The sequence below is a fragment of the Chlorobium sp. genome, from assembly GCF_049593655.1.
In the GTDB taxonomy this organism is placed as follows: Bacteria; Bacteroidota; Chlorobiia; order Chlorobiales; family Chlorobiaceae; genus Chlorobium.
The window spans coordinates 1-12676 of sequence record NZ_JBAWHG010000011.1 but is presented as its reverse complement, the minus strand read 5'-3'; the positions used below and the strand labels follow the sequence as shown (position 1 = coordinate 12676).

The following is a 12676-nucleotide window of genomic DNA, read 5'->3' as shown; positions in this document are numbered from 1 at the left end:
TCATGTACGGCAATTTAACAAAGAAGGCGCCGAAAACGAAAATCCTCCGCGGCAGATTCAGGCTATGCCGAGATGGGAGAGCGCATCCTGCAGGGTTCTGCTGCCGGTAATGGCGATCGGGAGCTTTTTCAGCGAGGGTTTCAGTTCGCGGGTGTTGGCTTCGGGCAGCACGATGCGCCGGAACCCGAGGTGCGCGGCTTCCCGGATGCGGCGCTCGCTGTCGCTGACGGCCCTGAGCTCGCCGGAAAGGCCTATTTCTCCGCAGCAGACCGTCGAAGCGTCAACGGGAAGGTTGGCCAGCCCCGAGGCTATCGCAGCGGCAACGGCCAGATCGGCCGCCGGTTCGACCAGTTTGAGGCCGCCGGTGATCTTGACGAACACATCCTGTCCCCAGGTCTGCATGCCGAGCCGTTTTTCAAGTACGGCAAGAATGATCGACATACGCTTCAGGTCGAATCCGGTACTGATGCGCTGCGGCATGGCGTAGCCGGTTTTCGATACCAGCGCCTGCACCTCCACCAGGAGCGCCCTCGATCCCTCTATGCCGGCAAGGATCGAGTTGCCCGGTACGCCGCTCATCCTGCCTGAAATAAAGAATTCCGAAGGGTTGGCAACCTCCTCCAGGCCGTTCTCCTCCATGCGGAAAACCCCGATCTCGTTGGTCGAGCCGAACCGGTTTTTCACCGACCTGATAATCCTGTAGCGCTGGTATCCTTCCCCTTCGAACTGCAGGACCGTATCGACCATATGCTCGAGCGCTTTCGGGCCTGCGAGCGCGCCCTCCTTGGTGATGTGGCCGATGATCATGAGAACCACGTTGAGCTGCTTGGTCTTGCGGATCAGCAGGGCCGCGCACTCCCTGATCTGGGTGATGGTGCCGGCGGAGCTCTGGTACTCCTCCGAATGGACGGTCTGGATGGAATCGATGATCACCAGGGCAGGCTTTTCATGCTCGATGGCGGCGATGATACGCTCCAGGTTCACTTCGGGAAGCAGCAGGAGGTTTTCGGCCGCGATGGAGAGCCGTTTTGCCCGTTCGCGTATCTGGTTCGGCGACTCCTCCCCTGAAATGTAGAGCACCTTTGCCGGAGCCATGCGGGGCGCAAGCTGCAGCATGAGGGTCGATTTGCCTATGCCCGGCTCGCCGCCAACCAGCACCGCCGAAGCCTGCATGAGCCCGCCGCCGAGCACCCGGTCGAGTTCTCCTATGCCGGTCGTGTGCCTCCGGAACTCCGAGGGCTCGACGTCGAGCAGCCTCTGCGTCCGTGGGGCCGCCGGTGCGGATGACCGGCGTCCGCGGACGCTCTCTTCGGGCTCCACCCTCGATTCCACGAGGGTGCCCCAGCTCTGGCATTCGAAGCACTTTCCCTGGTATTTCAGCGAAACGGCACCGCAGTTGCTGCAGATATATCGGACGGCGCTTTTTGCCATGGCGCGGCTACTGCAGGCTGTTGGCCCGCTCGAACGACTGGAGGGTGTTTTTCAGCAGCATGGCGATGGTCATGGGTCCGACGCCTCCCGGCACGGGAGTCATGGCCGATGCGAATGCCGAAACGCCTTCGTAATCCACATCGCCTACCAGACGGCTGCCGCTCTTTGTCGTAGGGTCGTCGATCCGGTTGATGCCCACGTCGATCACCACCGCTCCTGGCTTGACCATGTCGGCGGTAATGAAACCGGCCTTGCCGATGGCCGCGATGAGGATGTCGGCCTGACGGGTGTAGGAGGGGATGTCCCTGGTGGCTGAATGGCAGATGGTTACGGTGCAGTTCGTCTCGTCGAGTTTCTGCAGCATGAGATTGGCCATCGGTTTTCCGACAATGTTGCTCCGGCCGACCACGACGCAGTGTTTTCCTTTCGTTTCGATATTGTAGCGGCCCAGCAGTTCAAGTATGCCGTAGGGGGTGCAGCTCACGAAACACTTGTCGAGATGGCCCATGACCAGTCGTCCGAGATTTTCGGGGTGGAATCCGTCCACATCCTTTGCCGGGTCGATGGCAAGCGTTACGGCGAATTCGTCGATCTGCTTCGGCAGCGGCTGCTGTACGAGAATGCCGTGCACGTCCGGGTCGTTGTTCAGCTTTTCTATTGCCGCGAGCAGCACCTCCTGGGTGGTCGATGCCGGCATCTCTATCACCGTGGAATTCATGCCGGTCTCCTTGCACGACTTTGCCTTGTTGCGCACGTATACCTGCGATGCCGGGTCCTCTCCGACAATGATGACGGTCAGTCCCGGAACCTTTCCCGTTTCCGTCCGGTGCAGGTCGACGCGTACTTTCAGTTCATTTTTCAGGTCGCTGGAGACCTTTTTTCCGTCAATAATCAGCATGGTGCTCTTGTCTGGTAAGATAGTGTTGAAAAAAACGGGTTCTGAAAAAAAGGAAAGATATGCTTTCTCCGGGTTTTGCTGAAACCTGTTTTTCCTGCCGCCCTGAAGTTTGCAGAACAGGAGGGATCTGCGTATTTATAAGACTTTTGCTGATTAACGCTGAAAACAGGGGTTACAGGCGGATGAAGGCTCTCGTACTCAAGGAGCGATTGTGGCTCGAATTGTGTGAACGCACCGATCCGGAGCCGGGGGAGGGGGAGGCGCAGGTTCGCGTCGCCTGCTGCTCGGTCTGCCGGACCGACGCCAGGATGTGGCAGAGCGGCCATCGCGACCTCGTCATGCCGCGCATACTCGGTCACGAAATTTCCGGTTACCGTGAAAACGAGCGGGTTGCGGTTTGGCCTGGCCTCGCCTGCGGTGAGTGCAGCTTCTGCCTCCAGGGCAGGGAGAATCTCTGCGCCTCCATGCGGATTCTCGGATTTCATCTCGACGGCGGTTTCGCAGAGTATCTTGCCGTGCCCTCATCGAGCCTGCTTCCGGTTCCCGCAACGCTCCCGATGGAGCTGGCCGCGCTGGCCGAACCGCTTGGATGCGCCCTGCACGCGCTCGACCGGGCCGGGGTCGGTGCGGGTGAACGGGTGCTGATCTACGGAGGGGGCACGCTCGGTCTTTTTCTGGCGCTTGGCGCCGGCGACCGGGGCGCCATTCCCGTGCTTGTCGAGCCCGACCGCGAAAAACTCCGCATGAGCCTTGCATTCAGGACGCGATTTGCCGTCGGCAGCGCCGAAGACCCTTCCGCCCTCTGCGGCAGTTTCGACGCGGCCTTCAATGCCGCCTCGTCGCCCTCAACCATCGAGGGGTTCCGGAAACTCCGTCCGGGCGGGCGCTACTGCCTGTTCAGCGGGCTTCAGGAGCTTCCCGAAACAGCACCGGGGCTCCTTGCCGAACTGCACTACCGGGAGCTGCAGCTGCTGGGCTCCTACGGATGCACCCGCAGCTCGATGGCCGCGGCGCTTTCGCTGCTCGACGCCTTTTCCGGCGATCTGGGTTTTCTGGTCTCGCGCAGGCTCCGCCTCGAAGGGCTTGCGGCCGCCATGCCGGAGGTGACGGCGGGAAAGCATTTTAAAATGATCGTTGAATTCTGACAGATAACTACATGACACACGAAACAGAACTTCGCCGGTTCGGAAAACTGATCTCCTCCATCGCCTCAGGCCACGTCATGAGCCGGGATGAGTCCAGGGAGGCCTACCGGCAGGTCATTCTCGACCTCCAGCCCGAACTGCAGCAGGGCGCCTTTCTGCTGGCCCACTTCATGCGCAATCCCACCGTCGAGGAGCTTTCGGGGGCGTGGGACGCGCTTGACCTCTACGATACGGCCAAAATCGCCGCAGAGGAGGATGGGCCGGTCTGCGATATCGTCGGCACCGGTTCGGATCCCATGAAAACCCTGAACTGTTCGACTCCCGCCTCGCTGATCGCTGCGGCCTGCGGCCTCAGGATGGCCAAGAAAGGCGCACGTCTGGTGAGCGGCGTCTCGGGCGCTTCGGATGTTTTCGAATGCCTCGGCATCGATCTCGACCTGCCCCTCGAACGCGCCGCACAGGCTCTCAGGGAGGCGGGCATCTGCTACCTTCCGGGAGAGTCCTTTTTGAAATCGGGATGGTCGCGCCTCATCCGGAACATGCGTTTCACCACCGCCTTCAACATACTCGGTCCGCTTACCAGGCCCTGCCCGGAAAACAACTGCGCGGTTATCGGCGCTTACGCTCCGGAGATCTGCGACAGGATGATCGCCATACAGAAGGAGATCGGGATGGAGGCGGTTGTCGCTCCCTACGGCATGGTCGAGGGTATGGCGCCGGAATGCGGCATCGACGAATATTCTCTTGCCGGCCCTACCAGGGTTGTCGAACTGCGTCGGGGAAGCGTTTCCGTCCATGAGGTGACCCCTGAAGATTTCGGCATGAAACGGGCCCCGTTCAGTTCCATCGCAAGCCGGGCGAGCGCCCGGGAGAATGCAGCCGTGGTGCTCGATGTGCTTCAGGGAAGAAACGACGGGGCGGCTGCGGACTTTTTCTGCATGAACGCCGCCGCCGCGCTCTACATTGCCGGCATGGCTCCCGATTACAGGAAAGCTGCCGGTATGGCGCGGCAGGCCCTTGCTTCGGGGGCGGCTTTCCGGAAGCTCGAGGAACTGAGGGCGTTTCAGGGTAAGGAGGAGCTTTGCCCTGCATGAGTTGGGCATCTTCACGTCGCGGGTTTTAGAACTCGCCTAAAGTTTCTTAGATTTGCTTCCCCTGATCGTCATTTTTTTTTGAATAGCAGGCGGTTTCTTTTCCGTTCACCAATTTCAGTTCCGGTATGTCGCTTGTTTCCATCGGCAATGTGCTTATCGACCGCGAGGTGCTGCAGGCGGAGTTCGCCTGTGACCTGCAGCAGTGCAGGGGCTCCTGCTGTGTCGAGGGGGAGCTTGGCGCGCCGCTGGCTCCCGGAGAGGCGGCACAGCTCGAAGCGGCGCCCGGAGAGCTGATACGGCTGCTGCCGGAAAGGAACGCCCGCTATCTCCGCCGCCACGGAGCAGTGGAGGTCTACAGGGGCACGCAGTACACCCGAACCATCGAGGGCCGGGAGTGCGTCTATACCTTCATGCGCGACGGCATTACCCTCTGCGCCGTCGAGGAGGCTTTCCGCTGCGGACTTACCGATTTCGACAAGCCGGTCTCCTGCAGGCTGTTTCCGGTGAGGGTACGCAGAAAATTCGGGCTCGATCACCTGGTTTACGAGCAGCACCAGATGTGCCGTTCGGCAAGAAAGCTCGGAGGGGAACGCCGGACAAGACTTGTTGATTATATCACTAAGGCACTTGAAACGGCTTACGGTACCGTGTGGGTGAGCAGCCTCAAAGCATTTGTTGATTCTTCTCCCAAATCCTGATGCCCGAAATCAAGCTTCAACAGCGACAGAAGGCCCTTCTGTCCGCACAGCAGATACTGAGCAGTCAGCTACTCCAGCTTCCGCTTCTCAACCTGGAACAGAGGATCTACGACGAGCTGCAGGAAAATCCCATGCTCGAGCTTGCCGGGGAGCAGAAGGATACGGCCGGCGATATCATCACCGACGACGACTCTTTTTCGGACGACGATATGCCGGACAGCATCGAGCGCTTCAGCAAAAGCTCCCTGCTCAAGGAGCCGGAGCAGGCCTCTCCGGCAAAGGAGAGCTCCGACGGCCGCCTGAACTTCACCTACGAGAACGCGCCGCAGGAGCGGTTTTTTCAGGCGGTCCAGCATGACAGTTTCGACGAGCAGCTTCTCCGTCAGCTCGCTCTGCAGGAGGGGTTCGGTGAACGGGAGGTGCTCATCGCCATAGAAATTCTCGGCAATCTCGATCCGGACGGCTACCTTACCGAGGAGACCGACGTCATTCTTGCCGGTCTCGAACGCAGCGGCATGGAGGTCGAGGAGGAGGAGGTGGAGAGAGTCCTCCGTAAGATCAGCAGTCTCGATCCTCCCGGAATCGGCGTGCGGGATCTCAGGGAGCGCCTGCTGGTGCAGTTGAAGCTCAGGGAGTCCTCAAGCGAACCTGCCGCCTACAGCGCGGCGTTCACGATTCTGTCCGGGTTTTACGACGATTTTCTGCACAAGCGTTACGACCGCCTGCTCAAAAAACTCGATATCTCCAGAACGCTGCTCGACGGGGCAATGCAGCTCATCACCGCGCTCGATCCCCATCCCGTCGAGGTGTTCCACGACGAGGGGGGGCACTATATCACGCCGGATTTCATCGTGACCTACGAAAACGGCGAGCTTACCGCCGTGCTCAACGACCGCAGTTCGCTCTCCATAAAGGTGACGGAACAGTACCAGGGCATTCTGAAAAACCGAAAGGCGCCAAAGGAAGAAAAGCAGTTTATCCGCTTCAACCTCATGCGCGCCAACGATTTCGCAGCGGCGCTGGCCATCCGGCGCCAGACGCTCCTGAAGGTGATCGAGTCGCTCATGAAGGCGCAGTACGCCTTCTTTGTTTCCGGTCCTGAGCATCTGGTGCCGCTCGGCATGAAGGCCATTGCCGGAGACACCGCTCTGGATATCTCCACCATCAGCCGCGCGGTGAACGGCAAGTACGTGCAGACCCGCTTCGGGGTTTTCGAACTGAAATACTTTTTCAGCAGCTCGATTTCCACCGACGAGGGCGACGACATGTCGAGCAAGATCATCCGGCAGTACATTGCCGAAATGGTGAAAGAGGAGGAGTCCCTGCAGCCGCTGAGCGACGACGTCATAACCGGAAGGCTCAGGGACAAGGGCATCAACATAGCCCGCAGAACGGTTGCAAAATACCGCGAACAAATGCAAATTCCAGTTGCAAGGCTAAGAAAGAAAATATTTTAACAGGTGTATTCAACTATGGGACAGCAAACAAAGCCGTTAATACGCTCAACGACGGTGCTTGGTGTCATCCGCGACGGCAGGGCGGCTCTCGGCAGCGACGGACAGATGACGCTCGGCAATACCGTGCTCAAGCACTCCACCCGCAAGATACGGAGCCTCTATCAGGGAAGGATCATAACCGGATTCGCCGGCGCAACGGCCGATGCCGTAACGCTGCTCGACCGCTTCGAGGAAAAACTCGACGCATACGGCGGCAGGCTCGAACGGGCGGCCGTCGAGCTGGCCCGCGACTGGCGCACCGACAAGTATCTCCGCAGGCTCGAAGCCATGCTCGCCGTGGTCAGCCAGGACAAGGCGCTCATCATTTCAGGAACGGGTGATGTCATCGAGCCCGAAGACAGCATCGTGGCCATCGGCAGCGGCAGCATGTACGCGCTTGCCGCGGCCCGCTCGCTCCTCAGGCACACCTCGCTTTCGGCGCGCGATATCGTCGAGGAAAGTTTGAAGATTGCCGCCGATATCTGTATCTATACAAACGACCATATTGTTATTGAAGAGCTCTGAGCCCCGTCCGGAGTTCCTTGCCGTTTTATCAGAATTCACAACCATCAGCAATGACCATTCACAGCGACACCGAAGCTGCTGTCATCACAGCGGGGAAAAGTGCCATTGCCGCACACAACCTCACTCCCAACCAGATTGTAGAGCTTCTCGACAAATATATCATCGGTCAGAAAGATGCCAAGAAGAGCGTGGCCATCGCCCTGCGCAACCGGCTGCGCCGTCAGCACGTGGGCGACGATCTCCGCGAGGAGATCATGCCGAACAACATCATCATGATCGGGCCTACCGGGGTCGGCAAAACCGAAATCGCCCGCAGGCTCGCCAAGCTCGCCAAGGCCCCATTCGTGAAGGTCGAGGCCTCCAAATTCACTGAAGTCGGCTATGTTGGGCGCGACGTCGAGTCGATGATCCGGGATCTGGTCGACCAGTCGGTGGCCATGGTGCGGAGCGAAAAATCCGAAGAGGTGAAGGAGAAAGCCGCCGCGCTCGTCGAGGAGCGCCTGCTCGACATCCTGCTGCCCCCGACACCCTCCTCGCGCTCGCAGGAGCAGGACGACGAGGATGAGAGCGTACAGGACGAACCGGGAACCGCCATGGCGCCGGCCGACGAGAGCGACGTTTCTGATGCGCTCAACCGGCGCAGCCGCGAAAAAATGCTCGAACGGCTGCGCAGCGGCCGGATGGAGGACCGGCAGATCGAAATGGACACGGCCAGCGAGAATCCCGGCGGCATGATGCAGATATTCGGCCCGCTCGGCCAGATGGAGGAGATCGGCAACATCATGCAGGACCTCATGAGTGGCCTGCCCCGCAAGCGCAAGAAGCGCCGCCTGTCGATAGCCGAAGCCCGCAGGATCCTCGAACAGGAGGAGGTGCAGAAGCTCATCGACATGGACGCGGTGGTCAAGGACGCCATCAACAAGGTGGAGCAGTCGGGCATCGTCTTCATCGACGAAATCGACAAGATTGCCGCACCGTCTACCGGATCGGGCAGCGGCAAGGGGCCCGACGTCAGCCGCGAAGGGGTGCAGCGCGATCTTCTGCCCATCGTCGAAGGCTCGAACGTCACCACCAAGTACGGCATCGTCAAGACCGACCATGTGCTCTTCATCGCCTCCGGAGCCTTTCACGTGGCCAAGCCCTCCGATCTCATTCCCGAGCTGCAGGGCCGTTTTCCCATCCGCGTCGAACTCAAGAGCCTTACGGAGGAGGATTTCTACAAAATCCTCACCCAGCCGAAGAACGCGCTCATCAAGCAGTACAAGGCGCTGCTCAGCACCGAGGGAGTCGATCTCGATTTTACCGACGGAGCGATACTCGAAATCGCCAAAACCGCGGCCAAGGTCAACGAAAGCGTCGAAAACATCGGGGCCCGGAGGCTGCACACCATCATGACCAACCTCCTCGAGGAGCTGATGTTCAACATCCCCGAAAGCGTCACGGAGGAGAAGGTGGTGATCGACAAGTCCATGGTGCTCGATAAGCTTTCGGCAGTGGCTTCCGATCGCGATCTGAGCCAGTATATTCTTTAAGGGGAACCCCGTCCGCGTTCCCGGACAGCCCTGATTTTCACTCAATTCAGCCGATACGTCTATGAGCACCAGCGCGATTCTTGTACTCAACGGTCCGAACCTGTCGCGGCTCGGCAAGCGGGAACCCGAGGTGTACGGTTCCCGTACGCTCGACGACATCAACCGGGAACTCGCCGAAAGCTTTCCCGGGGTGGCCTTCGACTTCTGCCAGTCGGAAGAGGAGGGAGTCCTGATCGAAAAGATCTTCCAGGCGGAGGATGGCGGCGCCTGCACGGGAGTGGTGCTCAACGCCGGGGCGCTCACGCACTACTCCATTGCCCTGCGCGACGCCATCAGCGCCGTGAAGCTGCCTGTAGTGGAGGTTCACCTCTCCAACGTCCATGCCCGCGAGGAGTTCCGCCGCACCTCGGTGATCTCCGAAGTCTGCCTGGGCGTCATCAGCGGATTCGGCCCACGGAGCTACCACCTCGGCGTCCGGGCGCTTCTGGAAAGAGGGTAGTCCGGCTCTTTTCCTGACTTCGGGCTCCTGACGGCCGCCATCCTTTTCCTCTTGCCTTTTTTCTTGCCGTGCTTTGGCGGTAATAGTATATTTTCCTCTATTACAAGCAATTGCACTTGTCTGGGCCGATAGACGAGCCTCCGGTTTTTACACACGAAAAAGGAGCATCCTATGAGTGTCTGGGGAAAACTTGCCCGTCGTTTCGAGGGCAGCGAACCGCGAAAACATCGCCTGCTCGCTCTCGACGGAGGGGGTATCCGCGGTGTCGTCACCCTTGAAATCCTTAAAAAAATCGAGAGCCTGCTTGCGGAGACGACCGGCAGCGGGGCTGCTTTCAGGCTGTCGGACTATTTCGACTACGTTGCCGGCACCAGTACCGGAGCCATTATTGCGGCTGGCATAGCGAGGGGGATGAGGGTCGACGAGCTTCTCGATTTTTATGAAAAATCGGGTCCGGCCATGTTCGACAGGAAAATTCTGCTGCAGCGCTGGTACTCCCTCTACAAAGCCGATCCACTGCAAAGGCTGCTGAAAAAGACCTTCGGCGCACAGACGACGCTCAGGCCCGACGACCTGCAGTGCCTTTTTCTGGCCGTCACGCTCAACCGGACGACGGACTCCCCCTGGCCGATCAGCAGCAACCCGCAGGCCAGATACAACGACACCTCGCGTCCCGACTGCAACCTGCATATTCCGCTCTGGAAAATTGTGCGCGCAAGCACGGCCGCGCCCGTGTTTTTCCCTCCCGAAATCATCAGATGGGATACGACCGACCCCTCGAAATCCTTCGTGTTCGTCGACGGGGGCATGACGCCCTACAACAACCCCGCATTCCTGCTCTACCGGATGGTTACCGAGCCGGCCTACCGGCTTGGATGGTCGGTGGGGGAGGATATGCTGCAGCTGGTTTCCATCGGCACCGGTGCGGCTCCGAGAGTGGAGAAGTTTTCATTCGACCCGGAGCAGGGGATACTTGCCAATGCATCGAGTATACCGCTCTCGCTGATGTACGGAGCCATGGTCGATCAGGATATCAACTGCCGGCATCTGGGACGGTGTGTGCATGGAGAGGTTATCGACAACGAAATAGGCGATCTCATTCCGGTGGACCGGGAGGGTCGCCGGCTTCCGCTCTCGGAAAATCTCGGCCGCCGTTTCCTCTACGCCCGCTACAACGCGAGTTTGTGCCGCGAAGCATTCTGCCGCGAGGGACTCGACGACATCGATCCCGAAAAGGTGCAGAAGCTCGACGCCGTAACCCAGATCGACAATCTGAGGCGGATCGGCAGGAAAGCCGCCGAACAGGTTTCACTCGACCATTTCGGGGGCTTTATCGAATAAAAAAGGGGTTGCCTTCATGCATGCCTTCATTGTCCGTCCTTTCGGCGAAAAAAAGGGAATCGACTTCGACCGGGTCGAACGGGAACTCATCATGCCGGTGCTCCGCGATCTCGGGTTTTCCGGCGGAACGACGGCAGAAATCGTCGAACAGGGCAATATCCGTTCCGACATGTTCGAGGAGCTGCTTCTGGCCGATCTGGTCATCGCCGATATCTCCATACACAACGCGAACGTGTTTTACGAGCTCGGCATTCGCCATGCCCTGCGCAACCGCCATACCTTCCTGATCCGCTGCTCCACAACCGACGAGGTGCCTTTCGATCTGAAAACCGACCGGTACCTGCAGTACGACGCAACAGACCCCTCGGCTTCCTGCGACAAACTCTCGGTAGCTCTCCACGAAACCTGGCTGGCGAAGAAAAAGGACAGCCCGCTGTTCCTGCTGCTTCCTCATCTGCAGGATATCTGCTCTTCACCGTTGCATCTGGTGCCTTCGGATTTTCAGGAAGCACTCCAGCAGGCGCTGTCGCGGCGCGACGGTGTGCTGCTGGAGCTGATGGCGGCGGAACTGGACGGCATTCCCTGGAAAAGCGCCGCCCTCAGGCTTGTCGGGGAATCCCAGCGGCTGCTGAAAGAGTGGCGCGCCGCGCGGATCACCTGGAATGCGGTACTCGAATATGACGATCTGGACGTGCAGGCCAACAGCGAGCTCGCGACCGTGTACGACCGCCTTTGCGAGCCCTGCCTGGCCGACCAGGCCGTCCTGCGCGCACTGCACAACCGGGACCGGAGCCTTTCGGCCGACCGGCTGGCCGAACTGCACTCCCTTTCGGGCAGGAATGCCAAAACCCGCTGGCGCAGGGAGTGGGAGAGTGTCGGGAACATGGCGGAGCGGCAGCGGAGGGCCCTCTGTTCGTCCTGCCTGAGCGACGCCTGCAACAAGTACCGCAGAGGCTTTTCGGCAGACCGGAACCACTACTACTCGGGGCTCAATGCGCTTGCCATGCTCACCATTCTTGTTGAGCTTGCGGCAAAACATCCCGAAACCTGGACCATGCAGTTCAGGAGGGAAAACGAAGCAATCGATGCTCTCAAAGCGTATCGGGAGTATCGCGGCATTCTTGCCGCAGGGGTCAGGCTCGCGCTGGAGTCGAGTCGGGAGGAGCCCGCAGGGCAGCAGGCCGGGTGCGATGATGTCTGGCTTCAGATCAGCGAGGCCGATCACTCGTTTCTTACCGGCGAAAATGCAGGATTCATCGCCCTGAAGTATCAGCAGCTCCTTTCCCGCATCGGTCCCTTCTACTGCGAATCGGCAATAAAACAGATAGAGCTGTTCCGCGATCTCTCGATCTTTCCCGAAAAGACCGAAGCGGTGCTGCAGGCCATCCGGTGTCCCGCGCCGGAACCCGAAAAAGCTTCCGTTCCGGTGCGCGCCATTCTCTTTACCGGTCACCGTATCGACGCTCCGGGAAGGACGGAGCCGCGTTTTCCCGCCGGAAGCGAAGCCAGGGCAAGGGCGATGATCCGCGAGGCGGTGGTGCAGGAGCAGCGGAAAGCCGATGGCATGCAGCTTGTCGGCATCTCGGGAGCGGCTTCGGGGGGCGATATCCTGTTTCTCGAAATCTGCGAGGAGCTCGCCATACCGGTACGGATTCAGCTGGCGGTGCCCGCTGAGGACTACATCCGGGAGTCGGTCGCCGATTCGGGATACGAGTGGGTCGAGCGGTTCGACTCCCTCGTCAGAAAGCATCCTCCGGAGATTCTCTGCCATGAGGGCCGTCTGCCGCTCTGGCTCCGTTCCCGCAGGGAGTACAACGTGTGGCAGCGTTCCAACCTCTGGATGCTCTTTCTGGCGCTGAAAATTTCCGATAACGCCATGACCCTGATCGCGCTCTGGGACGGAGCGCAGGGTGACGGGCCGGGGGGAACGTCCGATATGGTGAACCGAGCCCGCGACCGCGGCGCGAAAATCGTTCATCTCGACGCCGGACGGCTTACTCTGGCAAGCACATAGGCG

General features: G+C 59.8%; 11 protein-coding genes. 9 read left to right on the top strand and 2 right to left on the bottom strand.

The window, feature by feature from the left end:
* Positions 1 to 57: 57 nt before the first annotated feature.
* Positions 58 to 1431, bottom strand: a complete 1374-nt coding sequence (gene radA, locus WBP50_RS01210) for a DNA repair protein RadA (protein WP_423931238.1) — start codon at positions 1429 to 1431, stop codon at positions 58 to 60.
* Positions 1432 to 1438: 7 nt separating this feature from the next.
* Entirely contained in the window at positions 1439 to 2329 is an 891-nt protein-coding gene (gene folD, locus WBP50_RS01205; RefSeq protein WP_423931237.1) for a bifunctional methylenetetrahydrofolate dehydrogenase/methenyltetrahydrofolate cyclohydrolase FolD, read from the bottom strand.
* A 182-nt stretch (positions 2330 to 2511) separates the two neighbouring features.
* Between folD and WBP50_RS01200 the strand changes: the two genes are divergently transcribed.
* The 9 genes from WBP50_RS01200 to WBP50_RS01160 all read left to right on the top strand — a co-directional run bounded on the left by WBP50_RS01200 (position 2512) and on the right by WBP50_RS01160 (position 12673).
* Positions 2512 to 3474 (top strand): zinc-dependent alcohol dehydrogenase, encoded by a 963-nt coding sequence (locus tag WBP50_RS01200; protein ID WP_423931236.1) that lies wholly within the window; start codon positions 2512 to 2514, stop codon positions 3472 to 3474.
* Between the two features lie 11 nt (positions 3475 to 3485).
* Positions 3486 to 4568, top strand: a complete 1083-nt coding sequence (gene trpD / locus WBP50_RS01195) for an anthranilate phosphoribosyltransferase (protein WP_423931235.1) — start codon at positions 3486 to 3488, stop codon at positions 4566 to 4568.
* A 125-nt stretch (positions 4569 to 4693) separates the two neighbouring features.
* Positions 4694 to 5266: a DUF3109 family protein gene (locus WBP50_RS01190; RefSeq protein ID WP_423931234.1), complete on the top strand. Its 573-nt coding sequence runs from the start codon at positions 4694 to 4696 to the stop codon at positions 5264 to 5266.
* The gene (gene rpoN, locus WBP50_RS01185; protein WP_423931233.1) at positions 5266 to 6723 is read left to right on the top strand and encodes an RNA polymerase factor sigma-54; all 1458 of its coding nucleotides are present in this window, start codon (positions 5266 to 5268) and stop codon (positions 6721 to 6723) included. Before WBP50_RS01190 ends, rpoN begins: the two co-directional genes overlap by 1 nt.
* Positions 6724 to 6738: 15 nt before the next feature.
* On the top strand, positions 6739 to 7287 hold the full coding sequence (hslV, locus tag WBP50_RS01180; protein WP_423931232.1) for an ATP-dependent protease subunit HslV: 549 nt from the start codon (positions 6739 to 6741) through the stop codon (positions 7285 to 7287).
* Between the two features lie 50 nt (positions 7288 to 7337).
* Positions 7338 to 8819 (top strand): ATP-dependent protease ATPase subunit HslU, encoded by a 1482-nt coding sequence (gene hslU, locus WBP50_RS01175; protein ID WP_423931231.1) that lies wholly within the window; start codon positions 7338 to 7340, stop codon positions 8817 to 8819.
* Between the two features lie 61 nt (positions 8820 to 8880).
* Complete coding sequence (gene aroQ, locus WBP50_RS01170; RefSeq protein ID WP_423931230.1) at positions 8881 to 9318, top strand: type II 3-dehydroquinate dehydratase; 438 nt, start codon at positions 8881 to 8883, stop codon at positions 9316 to 9318.
* Positions 9319 to 9489: 171 nt separating this feature from the next.
* Positions 9490 to 10659 carry a patatin-like phospholipase family protein gene (locus tag WBP50_RS01165; protein ID WP_423931229.1) on the top strand — a complete coding sequence of 390 codons (1170 nt, stop codon included), beginning with the start codon at positions 9490 to 9492 and terminating at the stop codon, positions 10657 to 10659.
* Positions 10660 to 10675: 16 nt separating this feature from the next.
* Positions 10676 to 12673, top strand: a complete 1998-nt coding sequence (locus WBP50_RS01160) for a tetratricopeptide repeat-containing protein (protein WP_423931228.1) — start codon at positions 10676 to 10678, stop codon at positions 12671 to 12673.
* Positions 12674 to 12676: the final 3 nt, after the last annotated feature.

Excerpts from the sequence above, each read along its gene's own strand:
- radA (WP_423931238.1), bottom strand. The coding sequence starts at position 1,431 with ATGGCAAAAAGCGCCGTCCGATATATCTGCAGCAACTGCGGTGCCGTT.
- folD (WP_423931237.1), bottom strand. The coding sequence starts at position 2,329 with ATGCTGATTATTGACGGAAAAAAGGTCTCCAGCGACCTGAAAAATGAA.
- WBP50_RS01200 (WP_423931236.1), top strand. The coding sequence starts at position 2,512 with ATGAAGGCTCTCGTACTCAAGGAGCGATTGTGGCTCGAATTGTGTGAA.
- trpD (WP_423931235.1), top strand. The coding sequence starts at position 3,486 with ATGACACACGAAACAGAACTTCGCCGGTTCGGAAAACTGATCTCCTCC.
- WBP50_RS01190 (WP_423931234.1), top strand. The coding sequence starts at position 4,694 with ATGTCGCTTGTTTCCATCGGCAATGTGCTTATCGACCGCGAGGTGCTG.
- rpoN (WP_423931233.1), top strand. The coding sequence starts at position 5,266 with ATGCCCGAAATCAAGCTTCAACAGCGACAGAAGGCCCTTCTGTCCGCA.
- hslV (WP_423931232.1), top strand. The coding sequence starts at position 6,739 with ATGGGACAGCAAACAAAGCCGTTAATACGCTCAACGACGGTGCTTGGT.
- hslU (WP_423931231.1), top strand. The coding sequence starts at position 7,338 with ATGACCATTCACAGCGACACCGAAGCTGCTGTCATCACAGCGGGGAAA.
- aroQ (WP_423931230.1), top strand. The coding sequence starts at position 8,881 with ATGAGCACCAGCGCGATTCTTGTACTCAACGGTCCGAACCTGTCGCGG.
- WBP50_RS01165 (WP_423931229.1), top strand. The coding sequence starts at position 9,490 with ATGAGTGTCTGGGGAAAACTTGCCCGTCGTTTCGAGGGCAGCGAACCG.
- WBP50_RS01160 (WP_423931228.1), top strand. The coding sequence starts at position 10,676 with ATGCATGCCTTCATTGTCCGTCCTTTCGGCGAAAAAAAGGGAATCGAC.